The organism is Sphaerisporangium flaviroseum (assembly GCF_039537005.1).
Classification (GTDB): Bacteria; Actinomycetota; Actinomycetes; order Streptosporangiales; family Streptosporangiaceae; genus Sphaerisporangium; species Sphaerisporangium flaviroseum.
The window spans coordinates 107835-123102 of record NZ_BAAAZR010000020.1; the positions used below are offsets into that span (position 1 = coordinate 107835).

Genomic DNA, 15268 nt, shown 5'->3' on the forward strand with positions numbered 1-15268 from the left:
ACAGTTACGCGCATCTTCGTTTCCAGGATCCGGCAACGTTCCGGCGACGCACGCCCTCGAACCCACGGCGTTTCCATGGGTCCGAGGGCGACGCTTCCGCCGGCTACGCGGTGGTTGTAACCGGCACCGAGATCAGCGGAGTCACGGACGTGGATCGATGCGCCCCCGATAGGCGTCGGTCAGCGTCACGTCCTCCACCCCGTGCGTCTGTCCGTTCTCGTCGGTCGTCGTGCTGTACTTGCGCACCACTCCCGCAGGGTCCGTCGGGGTGTTGCCAGAGTCCAACGCCGGCGCGGTCACCAGTTCCTTGAGGTTCACGGTGACGCCGGTGGGCATACCGTCCGTTCCCACCACGTCCACCTTTTCAGGAAGCTTCGTGGCGTCGGTGGTTCCGTCGGCATTGATCCAGGCAGGAGGAGGCGGCGCCGGCTCGGTGGCGCTGGACCGGGTTCCGGCGATGGTGTTGTAGATCACGTACTCCGCGCCCGACCAGACCCAGCCGCCCTTCCACTGACCGTCCTTCTTCACGTACACGCCGCCGTTCGTCCCGTGCCACCCGTTGCCGCAGGCGAGGCCGAGCTCCCAGCTCCAGGAATTGGAGGCCGACTGGGATCTGTTGTACAACCAACCGCTGTCCCTGCAGAGAGCCCAGCTGCTCCCGTTCCACCTGAAGTGTTGTATGTCCGTCGCCAGCCATCCGGCCGGGCGGTCGTAGAGCCAGGAACAGTACATCGGCGGTAACCACGACCAAGTCAAGGACAGGTTGTACACCTTGGAATTGACGCCCTTGGACCCGTGGTCGACCATGGACTGCCCCCATAAGCAGTCGTCCGCCGTCCTGAACAAGTAGAGATCGTCTGAGGTGTAAGCGCTTGCGGGGGATGCGGCGATCGCGACGAGAGTCGCAGCTGCGGCCGCCGCCAGAGTCGCTCGTCTGAGAGACCGGAGCTTGTTCTTCATTGACTTTCCCTTCTAAGGCAGAGAACGAAGCGGTTACCGTCCCGCACGGACGGATACAGAGCGCGGCGGCGCTTTCTCGCGATACGAGCCAGAACGAAAACGGAGCTGAAATCGGCTTCCGCGCAGCTCAAAGTGCCAATGATGGCTACTGCGCCGCACAGGTCCCCGATAATCCATGGATTATCGGGGCGCAGCGGTCCGGGCTATTTCATCGACGCCGGACGCGCTCCACCCGAGTACGGACCTTGCCGTTTCCCCTCCCCGTCGGACGTGTATATACGATCACGTCCATCCCCCGGTCGTGCTTACAGGATCGCGGAACATGTCGATGCGTCGCGAGATCTTTCGTTCGTCGCCTAAAAAGGCTGGACAGAAGGCATGACTCACGGTAGAAACAGGTGGCAGCAGACCGACGGGGGCGCGTTATGCTGCTACTTCACTTCACCAGTGACGACCTTTCCCGGATTAGGTTCGCAAGCAGGCCCGACCCTTTATGGGAGATAGTGCTGAGCCTCACGCTGCTGGGCGGCGAGGTGGGCCGGGTCGTGTTCGGCCCGTGGCGCGCGCGGGCGAGATCGGAGTTGACCAGGCTGCCTTCTGGGCAGTTGCGGTTGCTGCGCTACCTGGCGCCGCCGCGGGGGGACTTCCCCGACTTCCTGACGCCGCCGCAGGCATCCCAGGGCTTCGAGGCGGGCATCGACGCGGTCCTGGCCACACCGCGCCATCGTCTGCGCCAGGAGGTGGCCATGCTGCCGGGCAGGCCGTCATGGGGACGTGCGCTGGCGGACGGACAGCCCGAGATCATGACCGAACTCGGCGAGGCCCTGCGCAACTACCATCACGCCGTGATCGCGCCCTACTGGCCGCGGATGCAGGCCCTCGTCGACGCCGAGCGGGCCGTGCACACGCGCCCTCTCCTCGATCACGGAAGTGAGAAACTGCTGTCCAACCTGGGTCCGGCCATGAGGTGGAACTCGCCGGTGCTCGAGATCGACTATCCCCTCCGGCACGAGATCCATCTGAACGGGCGAGGTCTGCTGATGGTGCCCTCGGCGTTCTGCTGGCGTTACCCGATCACCTTGATCGACCCGCGACTGCCTCCTGTCCTGGTCTTTCCGGTGGCCCGCACACCGGACTGGTGGGGCGACTGCGCCACCGCGAACGGATCGAGAACACTGGCCAACCTCCTCGGCAGCAGCCGGGCGGCCTGCCTGCGCGCGATCGAGCACGGCTGCACGACAGGAGAACTCGCCCGGCGCATCGGCGTCTCCCCACCTACGGCCAGCCAGCACGCCACCGCACTGCGCGAAGCGGGCCTGATCACCACGGCCCGCCTGGGCAACTCGGTGATACACACCCTCACCCCCCTCGGCACCGCCATCCTCACCGTCAACCCCGCTTCCGACCGGCGCCGCCTTGCACCCCGCTCTTAGACACGGAAGCGATCACCTTGGGGCACCAAGGCGGGGGCGTGCAGACGCTTTTGGCCGTTGACGGGGCAGGTGCCGGTGCTGCCGGGGCGCGCGTGCGGGTGGCAGACGCTCTCTAACCGTTGACGGAGCAGGTGCCGGTGCCGCCGGGGAGGCGGTGACGGTTGCGGGCGATGAGGCGGTAGACCGCCTCGGCCGCCGAGCTCACCGGCGGCACGAGCATGACCCGGCCGGCCGTACGCCACCAGAGTCCAGGTTGCACGGCGAGCATCACCGCTACCGCACGGGCACCCGAGGCGCGAAGGCCGTTCGGGCCCATGAGCTGGATCGACGTGGTCACCTCGTCGAGGGTCAGGCCATGCGCTTCGAGGTCCAGATCCTGCCAGCGGCTCACCTTCGGCATCACGGGAAGATGGTCATGCCCGAAGTCGACACATCGCCGGCAGAAGCCGCAGTCGCCGTCGTACACCAGGGTGAGACTCATCGTATTCCTCCAGGAGGGGCCACGGGCAGGCCCGCCGGCGCGCCCTTCTCGATGAGCGAGAGCAGCGCGTCAGTATCCACATACTGCTCGATCAGGTCGCCGAGCGCGTCCAGGTGCCGTTCCCTCAGCGCCGCGAACGACACGCCGGACGCGGGGACGAATCGCCTGCCCGCCGTCGCGGCGACGTCGGAGAGGAAGGCGCGGCGGAAGTCGTCGTTCTCCAGCGCCCCGTGCCACGTGGTGCCCCACACCGCGCCCGCCCGGCAGCCGTCGAGGAACGGCCCCGCCTCGCCGTCTCCGCCGGTGACGGTCACGATCCCATGATGGATCTCGTACGCGGCGACGCGGCAGCCGTACGCCTCGCCGACCGGCCGCGCGAGGGTCTTCTCCGGAGCGAACTCGACACTCGCCGGCAGCAGCCCGAGTCCGTGCACCAACCCGGCGCCGGACTCCACGTCGTCCCTGATCGAGCGCGCGAGCATCTGGTAGCCGCCGCAGATCCCGAGGATGGGACCCCGGCGTTCGAGCAGCGCATCGGCCAGTCCGGTGCGGCGGAGCCATTCGAGGTCGGTGACCGTGGCACGGGACCCGGGAAGGACCACCAGGTCGGCCTCATGGATCTCCGCGACCTCGCCGGGCGAGCTGACGAACCGCACCACGACACCGGGCTCGGCCACGAGAGCGTCCACATCGGTGAAGTTGGAAATCCTCGGATACCGCACCACCACAACCCGCAACCCCCCCTCCGCCGCAGCACCCACACCACCACTCACCACAGACCGCCCACCACTCAACCCGGCCGGGCCACCACTCACCACAGACCCACCACTCAACCTGGCCGGGCCACCACTCACCACAGACCCACCACTCACCGCAGACCCGCCACTCACCACAGACCCGCCACTCACCACCGGCTCGTCGGAGGGGCCCGTGCCGCGCCTGTTGTCCAAGGCGAGCGAGTCCTCCAGATCCATCCACAGGCCGTCGAGCCAAGGCAGTACGCCGTACACGGATCGGCCGGTGAGCTTCCTCAGCATGTCGAGGCCGGGCTCTAGCAACTCAGGCGCGCCACGGAACTTGTTGATCAGAAACCCGCTGATGAGCGCCTGATCCTCTGCGTCGAGCAGGGCCAGCGTGCCGTACAGGGAGGCGAACACCCCGCCCCGGTCGATATCCCCTACGACGATCACCGGGATACCGGCGGCACGGGCCAGCCCCATGTTGGCGATGTCCCCCTTACGGAGATTGATCTCCGTAGGACTGCCGGCCCCTTCGCAGACGACCACGTCGTAGGAGGACCGGAGCCGATTCAGCGACTCCAGGGCGACCCTTCTCAACTGGTCCTTGTAAGCGCCGTACTCCATCGCGTCCACGTCGGCGAGCGGCCTGCCGAGCACGACGACCTGGCTACGCCGGTCACTGCCCGGCTTGAGCAGGATCGGGTTCATGTCGGCCGTCGGCTCCAGGCCCGCTGCCTGCGCCTGCGCGGCCTGTGCCCGTCCGATCTCGGCTCCGTCGGCGGTCACGAACGAATTGAGCGACATGTTCTGCGCCTTGAACGGCGCCACGCGCACCCCCCGGCGAGCGAGCCAGCGGCAGATACCTGCCGTGACCACGCTCTTCCCCGCATCCGAAGTAGTACCCGCCACCAAAAGCGTCCCCTTAACCACCCCCCCAAGATGCCAGACCCCCGAACCCCCCGATATACGCCCCACTCCTTCTCCGCGGCGCCCGTTCGCCGTCGTTCGGCCAGTGAGTCAGGTGGGCTTGTGCGCGGGGACGGCCACACCGGATTCCGGCTTGCCGGTTTCGAGCGTGTCGGTCTCCGGCTCGTGGGGCGGGTCCCTGTCGGTTTCCGGCTTTTGGGGCGGGTCCTTGTCCGTATCCGGATCTCCGGGCGGGTCGCTGAGCTGTTCGCGGAGGTAGTTCCACACCACGGCGATCAGAGCGGCGACCGGTACGGCCAGCAGGCTGCCCACGATGCCCGCCAGGCTCCCGCCCAGCGTCACCGCCAGCAGGATCACCGCCGCGTGCAGGCCGAGACCACGGCTCTGCACCATGGGCTGGAACACGTTTCCCTCGAGCTGCTGCACGGCGACGATGATGGCGAGCACGATCAGCGCGTCCGTCCACCCGTTGGACACCAGCGCGATGAGGACCGCGACAAAACCGGCGAACAGCGCTCCGATGATGGGGATGAACGCCGAGACGAAGGTCAGGACCGCCAGGGGAAGAACCAGCGGTACGCCAACGATCCACAGCCCGATACCGATGAAGACGGCGTCGAGCAGGCCCACGAAGGCCTGGGAGCGTACGAATGAGCCGAGGGTGTCCCAGCTGCGTGCGGCCACGGTCGGCACGTCGGTGGCGAGGCGGCCGGGTAGCTGGCGGGTCAGCCAGGGCAGGAACCGTGGGCCGTCCTTGAGGAAGAAGAACATGAGGAAGAGCGCCAGGACAGTGGTGACCAGGCCGTTGACCACGGTGCCCACCCCGGTGAGGGTGGCGGTGACGATGCTGCCGACGCTGGCCTGGATGCGGGTGACCGCGCTGTCGAGCGCACTGCTGACCTGGTCCTCGCCGAAGTTCAGCGGTGGCCCGGCAGCCCAGTCGCGCAACTGCTTGATGCCGTTGCCCACGCCGGTGGACAGCTCGCCGGACTGGGAAGCCACCGGGACGGCGATCAGCACCACGGTGCCGGCCGCGACCAGCAGGAACAGGACGGTCACGGCCGAGGCGGCCAGGGCGGGATGCCAGCCGTACCGGCGCAGGAAGCGGGTCACGGGCCAGGTCAGCGTGGTGAGGAGCAGGGCGATCACGAGCGGCCAGATGACGGACCACATCCGGCCCAGGATCCAAACGGTCACCGCGGTCATCAGCACAACGAGCAGCATCTCCAGGGAGATGCGCGCCGACGTGCGCAGCGCGGAGCGCGTCTTCGTAGCATTCAGCGTGGCAGGCACAAGGACACCCTAGACATAGTCCGGCGAAACCGACTCAAACCGACGCAGATGAGTGTCGTCGCCCCCAATGATCACCGACCCCTGAGCTCCCGGCCGGCCCCTGATCCGTCGCGGCTGTGATTGGAACAGCCGGTGCTGGACGAGGCTGCTGTAGAGGCACTATCGATCAGGAAAGTAGCCTTTGACAAAGGTAGCGGTGTGACTCAGGTCGGCAGGGATGCGAGCCGGCCGGTCAGGAGCTGGTCGACCTCATGGGCGCGTTCTTGCTGGATCCAGTGGCCGCAACCGTCGAGGAGGTGAGAGGAGGCGAGTCCGGGCAGAGTGACGGGGTAGGCGTCGATCGCGTCGGTCAGCCAGGTGGTGGAGGCATCCAGGTGGTGGAGGCATCCAGGTGGTGGAGGCATCCAGGGCGCCGCCGATGAACACCGACTTGATCCGGCAATTACGACGGGCTCTCAGCCAACGTTGCGCTCCGCTCGCACCACCATCTCCCCCACCAGCCTGGTTCTCCACCCAACCCCGGCCAAGCCCGATACGCGCCCTCCCATCGTTAACGTTGCGCTCCGCTCGCACCACCATCTCCCCCACCAGCCTGGTTCTCCACCCAACCCCGGCCAAGCCCGATACGCGCCCTCCCATCGCTCACGCCACTCCTCCCCGCCACCTTGGCCATCTTGACCGGCGCCGAAACGGCGAGAGGTGGTACGGCGGTGTCGGCGCCGCTGTACGGCGGGTGGCTCGGGGTCGGTTGTCGAAATGCTCTAGGGGACTCTCAGTCGGTCCTTGCGGTGGCGCGGTAAGCCCAGGGGTAAGCCCAGGGCCCAGGCCGAGGCGGCTGCCAGGGCCGCTGCGGACAGGTTCACCGCTCGCGCCAGCCGTACAGATCTGGAAATGTCGCCCCCCCTTGGCCGAGGGCCGTCACCGAGTTCGGGACGGTGTTCCACCCGCCCGCCGTAGTCATTGCGGCCCCCGAGCCGCACCCCCAGCGCCCCCGCGAACGCCGCCTCGCACCGACCGGAGTTGGGGCTCGGGTGCCGATGCCCGTCCCTGCGGAGTACGGCCGCCGCATTGCGGGACGAGCCACCGACCAGCGGGGCGAGCGCGCAGGCCAGCACCCCGGTGAGCCGGGCCGGGAGGTAGTTCGCCACATCGTCCAGCCGCGCGGCGGCCCAGCCGAACACTTCATACCGCTCCGAACGGTGGCCGACCATCGCGTCCAGCGTGTTAACCGCCCGGTAGGCCAGCAGGCCCGGCACACCCGCCACCGCGCCCCAGACCAGCGGGGCCACCACGGCATCCGACGTGTTCTCCGCGATCGACTCCACGGTCGCCCTGGCAAGCTCACCCTCGGAAAGCGCGGACGGGTCACGTCCGCACAGGTGCGGCAACCGCGCACGAGCGGCGGCGACATCACCTGATTCCAGAGCGTTCGCCATGAACGCGCCCTCACGCCCCAGCGTCGTACCACCGAGCACCGCCCAGGTCGCCACCGCGGTGACGACCACACGCGCCGACGGGCTCCGCCGGGTCAGCCGCTCGGCCGCGATACCGAAGGCCGCAGCGGAGCCGACACACAGTCCTACGTGGACCACGCCTCTGGCCCGCGCCTGCCCGTACAGGCGGCGCTCCACGGCGGCGGCGGCACGCCCGAACAACGCCACCGGATGAACACGACTCTGCGGATCGGCGAACACGGCATCAAGGGCAACCCCGGCGACCAACCCTAAGGCGCGCCCACTTCTCCACCTCACAACCCCGTCGACCCGGCCGCTCCTCGCCTTCACAACTCCAACGGCCCAGCGGTTCTCCACCCTCACAGCCCCAACCGCCCGGCCGCTGTTCACCCTCACCACCCCAACCACCGACTCACAACCCTGGTCGCCCGGGCACTCCCGCCCTCACAGCCCCGCCCGCCCGGGCATACCGCCCTCGATCGCGCCACGTTGGACCGTGGACCTTGCCGTGGCTCGTTGCCCGCCAGTGATGATGCGCTCGGTGACAGTGATCTTTTCGGACTTTCTGGCGTAAATTACAGGAACGTCGAAGTGCTGATGCTAGTGAAGGTGGGACTGAAGCTCGTCCCAGTGGGCGTCCAGCCAGTCGGCCGCTCTCCGGATACGCTCGCCCGCGCCGCCTTCCCACATGCGGGCCCAGCCGCCGCCGTCCGTCATCGCCCGGGATCGCATCGCGACGTACGAGCGGTCGAACCTCAGCCTGCTCAGCTCCAGAAGCCGTCGGCGGTCGCGCGCCGGCAGGCCGTACGCGTCGCTGAACAGCCTGAGCCGCTCACCGACATCGAGACAGCGCTGCAGCGGGTCACGATCGATCGGGTCGGCGATCGGCGCCCAGTGCCGCAGGGCCGTCACGACATCGAACAGGCGGGTAGTCGGCCGGGCCATGTCGAAGTCGATAAGCGCCCACGGCCGCTTTCCCCGAAATATGACGTTTCGTGGGGTGATATCGCAGTGCCCGACCAACTCCGGCGCGGCATCATCCGCCGATCCGTCCTCCCACACGGCATCCGGCGCCGGCACGAAGCCCTCCACGGCGTCGTGGAACCGGCGCACCAGCACGGCGAGGTCGACAAGCGCCTCATCGCTCACCGCGTGCGCATGAAGCGGAAGGGTCGCCGCCTGTCCGGGTACATAGGTGAGGATCTGCCGCCCCCGGTCGTCGACTCCGAGAACCCGTGGCGCTCCCTCGAACCCGACGGCCTCAAGATGGGCGAGCAGGGCGTGCACGGCTGGACTCGACGGCCGCATCGGACGCCGGACGGTGTCGCCCACCCGGACGACTCCATCGGTCACATCACCGCCATCCAAGGCGATTTCGGGAAAAGCCGTGCCGACGAACATGGCGCAATAGCTTAGTACCACCCCGACCACCAGGTGAGACTTCCTTCAAACTCTGGGGCTCCCCTATGAAGCCGTCGTCGGATTCCAGGGCTCCCCTTGCGAAGTCGATGCCCAGAAGGAATGGACATCCATCTTCGACACGTTCTCCGGCATGGCCCCTCACACCATTCAGGAGTCTTCGGACCCCAGGCCACTCCACTCTTGGAGCGGCCCCACTTATAGGACCTCCGGACTCACGGGGCGGCCACACTCATTGGACGGCCGAATTCACATGACGACCACACTCGTAGAACAGCCACACTCGCGGGACGACCACACTCAAAGGACGACCGGAGTCATAGGACGGCCGGATTCATAACCTGGGGGTTCCTACGGCAATCTACAGCAGAGTACTTTCTCGGATATGAAATCGGCATAACACGTCAGAAACGCTATGCCGACTACCTAGACCCTTAAACCGATGCGTTGAATAGGATCGGCACTATTTAAGCGGCGACGCGCATGTAAGCCCGCCCCGACTGGGCAACCGGACACATGATCCGAGATTCAACCAACCCTAGTCCTAAATCTTCCGCCAGCCCGCGTTCACCCTCGATGAGGTCACTACCACTCAACGACCGCGAGCACCCCGTTGCAGGCGCCATAACCGTACATCATCCCTTCAGTTTAACGGTCTGATCACGAACGATGCATTCAGGTCGACGCGGCAACACACATTGCCCTGATATATACGTTACGCCTGGAACTACTCCACCATTCACCCCACATAAGGGCATACCCGGACAATGCACATCCCACCTGGACCCCCATCTCATCGCTCTCCAGGCGTCCTCATGCCCAACAACCGACGCCCCAGCCCACCCCACGACCGGCAACTGGACCCGGCAGGCGAAACCCGCAACCGGCACCCCCACCGTGCAAGCGACACCCACGAACGGCAACCCCCCGGTCCGGCGTGCCACACGCACCACCGGCAACCCGGCTCGGCATGTGGCACGCACAACCCACGGCTCCATCCGACACACGCCGGTCATGCCCGACGGGCCACGGCCGAGCCGGTCCGGATCGTCCGAGAGCAGGTCAGTTCATGACGATGATCATCCGCTACGGCCGACTTCCCGAGGGCACAGAGGTCCAGATGCGGACGGTGGAGCGCAGGACACTCATCGTCGTCAGCGACACTCTGTCCGCCCGGCGGCAGAGAAGTGCCCTCCGAGCTGCTCTACGCGCCGCCAAGACCCGCCGCCCCGGCGAATTCCTGCTGCCGGTGACGGCGCTGGTCGCCCGTGAGCGCGGGAAGCGCTGGTTCCGTGGTCATCCCCGGACCGCTCTGACCGCCATCGCCGCCATCTCGGTGGCCGCCACCGCGACGGTCTTCGCTGTCGCCAACGGTCCTACCGGCCTCACCCTTACCTACCGGAAGCCGTCTCCGTCCGTCGTCACAGCCCCGGCCCCGACGCCCTCGGCGCACTCGACCTTAACGCCTGACCGCCCCTCCCCCACTCAGCCTCACGCGACAGCCTCCGTACGACCGGTCATCGACCCAGGCGACCCTTCCCCTCCCACGGGAACCCGGCCGCCCAGCCCTCGCACCTCCCCTCCGGTCCCCCGGCCATCGGCGAGCAGCAGTGACAGTCCGCGTCCCACCGACCCGGAACCGACCGCCCGTCCGTCAATGAGCCCCACCCTCCGAAGCTCACCTCCCGAACGCCGGGACTCCCCCTCCGCGGCGCCATCCAGGCCGGCACCGCCGGGTCCCACCACGACCTCGAACCCGAAGACGGTACGCCAACCCACCCCACAATCGAAGTCTTGTGACGGCATCCAGATCCGGGTCGAACTCAACCCGCTGGCCGACGTGGACACCTGCCTGCTCGGCTGACAGTGAGGATCCCAATCACCTTCTTGGGCATCGCAATCGAAGCCGAAGGCATCCGCTCGTTAGCCGGAGATCTTCAGATCCGGAAAGTGGGGCCAGGAGTAACCCTGAAATCAGGTGGGAATGTCGATGAGTGGGCGCGCCACGTTAGCCAGGCCTGGGCAGCCGGTCGGCGTTTTGACCGGCTGCGTCGCACGACACTCTTCATCCCAGCAACGTCGCGGCCTTCTCATCCCAGGAAAGTCACGGTTGTCTCATCCCAGGAACGTCGCGGTTGTCGCCACGAATCGCTCGGCGTCGTCGAGCCACGGAAAGTGGCCCGCCCCTGGTTGGACCACAAACTCAGCATTCGGGAACAGCTCGGCGAATTCGGCCACGACGCTCGGCATCGAATTCAGGTCCACCTCTCCGGCAAGCAGCAGCACCGGCGCGTTGAATGCGGCGAGAGCCGCGCGGGTGGCGTCCGGATCGTAGGCGCCCTCAGCGCCGAAGGCGGCCGCGGCCTCGTTGTTCCGATGGGCGTCACCGGCCGCCTGGTGGGCTTGTGCCGCCGCATCCCATCGGCCGTAGAAGAAGGGGTCGATGGCCTTCCAACTGTCGGCGGTGGCGTTTCCGGCCACGATTGCTTCAAGAGCTGCGAAGGCCGCGTCGAACCAGAGTTCGTCCTTGCGGAGCCGCGCGATTTCAAGCCGGGCTTCTCCAGTGGGCACGATGCCGACGGCGAAGGTGCTGGGAGTGATCAGCATGAGTTTGCTGACGCGGTCGGGGTAACGAGCCGTGTAGAGGACCCCGAGGTTGGCGCCGGCGGAGTGCGCAAGGAGGTCCATACGGTCAAGACCGAGGTGGACGCGCAAGGCTTCGATGTCGTCGACGAGGCGGTCGCAGCGGTAGGAGTCGGCATCCTCCGGTATCGCGGACTGTCCGGTGCCGCGAGGGTCCACCATGATCAACTGTCGATGCGCCGACAACCCTCCGAGTTCACCGAGGTAAGCAGAGTCCTGCATCGGCCCACCCGGCAGACACACCACCGGGACGCCCTCGCCGATCTCGTGGTAAGCGAGGTCGATCCCATCGGGCGCGGAGAAGGTAGGCATGCCGAAGACCCTGCCAGCGGCATCCCGACCAAGGCAATCGGTTATCTTGAACGGCTTCTCAGCGCTCGCTGTGCGGGGTGTGACCAGCGGTATAGCGAACTAGCCGACGCCCCGAGAGTCCACCATGATCAACTTCCTGATGTGCCCACCGACTTGACCGAGGTAGGCGGAGTCCCGCGTCGGCCCACCCGGTAGGCACACCACCGGGATGCCCTCACCGATCCCGTGGTAGACGAGGTCGGTCCCATCGGGTGCGGAGCGCGTGCTCGGGTTAGGCCGACGGTAGCGACACAGGTGGCCGCAGCCGCACCATCGACGAGTTCCTCGCGGCTGGTCATCCCAGTTCTTGTCGCTGGTCATCGGCCCCGCCGCTCCGCAGGCCTTAGAATCCGGGGAACGACGTACCCACGGGCGCGCCGCCCCGACCGGTGCGCGGACGCTCCCCAGATCATGCACAATTATCCGAGAGCGCCCTTAGCTCAGCTGGACAGAGCATCGGACTTCTAATCCGACGGTCGCAGGTTCGAATCCTGCAGGGCGCGCCCTCCAGACCAGGTCACCTGCCCTCTGACCTGGTCTTTTACGTTGATCGGCCTGTGACGCCGCCCGCAGCCGGATGCCACCAAAAGCAGCCCTCAGCGGGTGCCCACGGGATATACGCGGGATAGAACCAGGGGCGTTTGCCCAGGTCAGATGCCCCAAAACGAAGGGCAACGGGATAACCGTGACCCTCCGACGGTAGATCGTCTTCACGCCGTCAGCGCCTCGGCTATGCGCTGGTTCGCGATCTCCCGCTGCCCGTCGACGCACTTGGCGTACACACGGAGCAGCACATCCACACTGTGCCCAGCCCGTTCGGCCACGTCCGGCGCGGGCACCCCGGAGTTGAGCCACAGCGAGCGTCAGCGGAGGCTTGCAGCGTTCCGCTTGCCCATGCCTTCTTCCAAAACTCCGCGAGTCCGGGTCCTCCGGGTGGGGTCGATGTGACGATAAACCGTTTTACGTGACAGGCCGAAGCTCTTCACACTTGCGGGCATGACCGTCGATGAACTGATCGCTGCCGTGCATTCGTGGGATGACAAAGCACTCGGCACGCTGCTGTCCCGCGGCGCGGATCCGAACCAGGTCGACAGAAACGGGCGAACGCCCCTGTCCGTGGCCGCTGAGCAGGGAGCGGTGGAGATCGTGCAGGCGCTGCTTGCCCATGACGCCGACCCTAGCGTTCCCGACACCGATGGACAGACGCCCTATCACATCGCGTCGAGGCTGGCCTCAACCAACATCGAAGCCGAGCTGGAGGGCAGAGCAAAGAGACAGGCGCAAGGGCGACCCGGAACCGGAGCCATCGTGATCACGCGTGAGGAGCTCTACGGTGGCACCGAACTCGTACGCGCCGTACTGGACACCGACGACGGGCCGGTGGAACTGGCCATGGAGACCGGTCACGCGGCGATCACCAGATTGCTTGAACCGCGTCTTGGGATCCGCCTCCCCTTCGCAGAGCTGACCCAGCTCGCCCTCGCGCACGATGATCCCGATGACGCGGAGCGGTGGGCCATCATCTATGTGCTGCACCTGCGGGGAGACACCGAGACGTTCCAGGGAGCCGCAGAGTTGTGTGCCAGCACGCAGCCGTCCGAGCGGCTCCTGGGCGCGAACATCCTCGCACAACTAGGCGTCGCAAGTGGCAGACCAGGCAGTCCATTCCTGGAGCAGAGCCTGCCGATCCTGCGGCGGATGGCCGAGCAGGAAAGCGATCCCACCCTACTCTACGGAGTGATCTTCGCGCTCGGCCATCATGCGGACGAGCGGGCTTTCCCCGAAGTCGTCCGCCTGGCCGGCCACGACAGCGAGGTGATCCGCGATGCTGTCGCGCACGCTTTGCCCAAGGTGCTGCCGGAAGGCCATACCGAAGGGCTATCGGCGCTCATCAGGCTGACCCAGGACACCGACGATGAGGTCCGAGACTGGGCGACGGCCGGTCTGGCGGGGCTCCAAGACGACAACACGGTTATTCGCGAGGCGCTGTACGCACGTCTCGACGACCCGTGCCTGATAATCGCCGTGGAGGGCGCGCGCGGTTTGGCACTGCGCGGCGACCGCCGAGGGTTGGACGGAGTCCGCCGATATCTCGCCGAACCCCATGATGACGAAGACTGGTACATGCGCGGCCTCGTCCTGGAGACGGCCGAGGGACTCGGCGACACGCAGCTACTCCAGCATCTGAATGCATGATGGTGCGGCCCGTGGCCGGCGCCGTCGCGAGATATACGCGGGACGGCACCGGCGGCCGGCCATGTGCCGGAAGGGTTGCGGTGCAGGTCACACGGGCAATAGGCCTGGTGGTCGGCGTCGATTCTGACCGGAAAATGATCCACCTCAGCTGGGCAGGCGGCAGCGAACCCCAGCTGGCGGTTGCGGGCTGGAGCTGGTCAGGGCCGGTGTTGGTCAGGGCCGGTGTTGGTCAGGCGGCCTGGGTGAGGGTGACGGTGAAGCCGAGCGCTTCCAGTTGCCGGATGTGGTTGCGGGCCTTCTTCCCGAGCTCGGCGACCGCGTTGAACGTGGCGTCAACGTCCCACACCTTGCTGAGCCGCCGGCCCGGCCTGGACTCGTACGGCACGCGCATGCACACCTTGCCGGAGTCCTTGGCCACATCGATCGCGCCGACCCGCTGGAAGATCTGCTCGTGTTCTTCATCGGGGATTTCATGACGCTCTCGCATCGCCACGCGAACCGTCCTCCATCACCTGTCGGGGGATAGGTGGAGGGATGCCCGGGGGCCTCGGTCGGGAACCGAAATTCTCGGTGATCCGCCTGTTCGCCATCTCCCAGCGCCCGTCGACGCACTTGGCATGGACCCGGAGCAACACGTCCAGGCCGCGCCGAGCCCTGCCCTGAAGCCAACCCGCAGGTGGGTCTCATGAACGCAGCTCCATCAAGGGAGGCAGGGGACGCCGCGCGTCGGAGGCGTCAAGCAGTGCCATCGCCTCCAATTCGTAACTCTCCAGATCGTCGAACCAGGAGGGATAGTCCCCTCGGCGGGTGAAGAACCTGACAGTCGTGCCGTGCAGCAGGAAGTCGTCTGCAACGCCGGTGCCTACAACCGCCGCCAACGTCCCGAACTCCGGCAACTGCCTCGCCTCATTCAGCGCGACCCAGGCGAACACCAGCGCACGGCCGGCGATGGCACGGAGGTAGACGTCGCGTGTGGGGTCGAGGTCCTCTCCGAGCACCCAGATGTCGTTGACGTGGTATTCGGTGGCGAAGTACTGCTCCCCTGGCGGCGGCGCGTCAACGACAGAATCGCAAAGGGCTGCGAGCAGCAGCGATCCCCCTGACCGGTAGCCCCATCCGGCGTCCACTATCTCCTGAAGAGCTTCCGGGAGCGGGCGCGCCCAGGTTTCCTCCGGCGCTTGCGCCAGCAGGACCTGCATCCGGGAATTGACGATCACAGTGTTGCTCCCACCTTGCGTGATGAAGGCGCTAAGGGATGACCGCGCCTTTGAACGATAGATCGTCTTCACGCCAACAGCGCCTCGGCTATCCGCTGTTGACGATCTCCCGCCCCGTCGGTGCACGTGACGTAGACGCGGAGCAACACGTCCA

12 protein-coding genes and 1 tRNA gene are annotated in these 15268 nt (G+C 66.6%); 3 read left to right on the forward strand and 10 right to left on the reverse strand.

Annotation, left to right across the window (positions count from 1 at the left end):
* Positions 1-141: 141 nt before the first annotated feature.
* A complete protein-coding gene (locus ABD810_RS26010) occupies positions 142-624 on the reverse strand; it encodes a hypothetical protein (RefSeq protein ID WP_344945716.1) in 483 nt (160 codons plus the stop codon).
* Between the two features lie 839 nt (positions 625-1463).
* Between ABD810_RS26010 and ABD810_RS26015 the strand changes: the two genes are divergently transcribed.
* Positions 1464-2393 carry an ArsR/SmtB family transcription factor gene (locus tag ABD810_RS26015; protein WP_344945718.1) on the forward strand — a complete coding sequence of 310 codons (930 nt, stop codon included), beginning with the start codon at positions 1464-1466 and terminating at the stop codon, positions 2391-2393.
* 112 nt (positions 2394-2505) lie between these two features.
* Here the strand turns inward: ABD810_RS26015 and ABD810_RS26020 are convergent, their stop codons facing one another.
* From ABD810_RS26020 to ABD810_RS26050, 7 genes are all read right to left on the reverse strand, one after another.
* Entirely contained in the window at positions 2506-2874 is a 369-nt protein-coding gene (locus ABD810_RS26020; protein ID WP_344945720.1) for a thiol-disulfide oxidoreductase DCC family protein, read from the reverse strand.
* Complete coding sequence (locus ABD810_RS26025) at positions 2871-4544, reverse strand: cobyric acid synthase (protein ID WP_344945722.1); 1674 nt, start codon at positions 4542-4544, stop codon at positions 2871-2873. Before ABD810_RS26025 ends, ABD810_RS26020 begins: the two co-directional genes overlap by 4 nt.
* A gap of 87 nt (positions 4545-4631) precedes the next feature.
* A complete protein-coding gene (locus ABD810_RS26030; RefSeq protein ID WP_344945724.1) occupies positions 4632-5834 on the reverse strand; it encodes an AI-2E family transporter in 1203 nt (400 codons plus the stop codon).
* A 203-nt stretch (positions 5835-6037) separates the two neighbouring features.
* Positions 6038-6238, reverse strand: a complete 201-nt coding sequence (locus ABD810_RS26035) for a hypothetical protein (RefSeq protein WP_344945727.1) — start codon at positions 6236-6238, stop codon at positions 6038-6040.
* Positions 6239-6595: 357 nt separating this feature from the next.
* The gene (locus ABD810_RS26040) at positions 6596-7585 is read right to left on the reverse strand and encodes a cobalamin biosynthesis protein (RefSeq protein WP_344945730.1); all 990 of its coding nucleotides are present in this window, start codon (positions 7583-7585) and stop codon (positions 6596-6598) included.
* Positions 7586-7888: 303 nt separating this feature from the next.
* Positions 7889-8641, reverse strand: coding sequence for a phosphotransferase (locus ABD810_RS26045; protein ID WP_344945732.1), 753 nt, complete (start codon positions 8639-8641; stop codon positions 7889-7891).
* Between the two features lie 2181 nt (positions 8642-10822).
* The gene (locus ABD810_RS26050) at positions 10823-11662 is read right to left on the reverse strand and encodes an alpha/beta fold hydrolase (RefSeq protein ID WP_344945735.1); all 840 of its coding nucleotides are present in this window, start codon (positions 11660-11662) and stop codon (positions 10823-10825) included.
* A gap of 468 nt (positions 11663-12130) precedes the next feature.
* On the opposite strand from ABD810_RS26050, the gene ABD810_RS26055 reads away from it, so the two are divergent.
* Positions 12131-12204 (forward strand) — tRNA-Arg (locus ABD810_RS26055).
* 493 nt (positions 12205-12697) lie between these two features.
* The gene (locus ABD810_RS26060; RefSeq protein WP_344945739.1) at positions 12698-13897 is read left to right on the forward strand and encodes a HEAT repeat domain-containing protein; all 1200 of its coding nucleotides are present in this window, start codon (positions 12698-12700) and stop codon (positions 13895-13897) included.
* A 229-nt stretch (positions 13898-14126) separates the two neighbouring features.
* Here ABD810_RS26060 and ABD810_RS26065 read toward each other — a convergent pair whose 3' ends face one another.
* Both ABD810_RS26065 and ABD810_RS26070 read right to left on the reverse strand, forming a co-directional pair.
* Positions 14127-14390 carry an F-box protein gene (locus ABD810_RS26065; protein WP_344945742.1) on the reverse strand — a complete coding sequence of 88 codons (264 nt, stop codon included), beginning with the start codon at positions 14388-14390 and terminating at the stop codon, positions 14127-14129.
* 190 nt (positions 14391-14580) lie between these two features.
* Entirely contained in the window at positions 14581-15186 is a 606-nt protein-coding gene (locus ABD810_RS26070) for a hypothetical protein (protein WP_344945745.1), read from the reverse strand.
* Positions 15187-15268 lie beyond the last annotated feature (82 nt).

Bases quoted from the DNA above. Each gene is read 5' to 3' on its own strand.
- ABD810_RS26020 (WP_344945720.1), bottom strand. From the start codon at position 2,874: ATGAGTCTCACCCTGGTGTACGACGGCGACTGCGGCTTCTGCCGGCGA.
- ABD810_RS26035 (WP_344945727.1), bottom strand. From the start codon at position 6,238: ATGCCTCCACCACCTGGATGCCTCCACCACCTGGATGCCTCCACCACC.
- ABD810_RS26050 (WP_344945735.1), bottom strand. From the start codon at position 11,662: ATGCCTACCTTCTCCGCGCCCGATGGGATCGACCTCGCTTACCACGAG.
- ABD810_RS26060 (WP_344945739.1), top strand. From the start codon at position 12,698: ATGACCGTCGATGAACTGATCGCTGCCGTGCATTCGTGGGATGACAAA.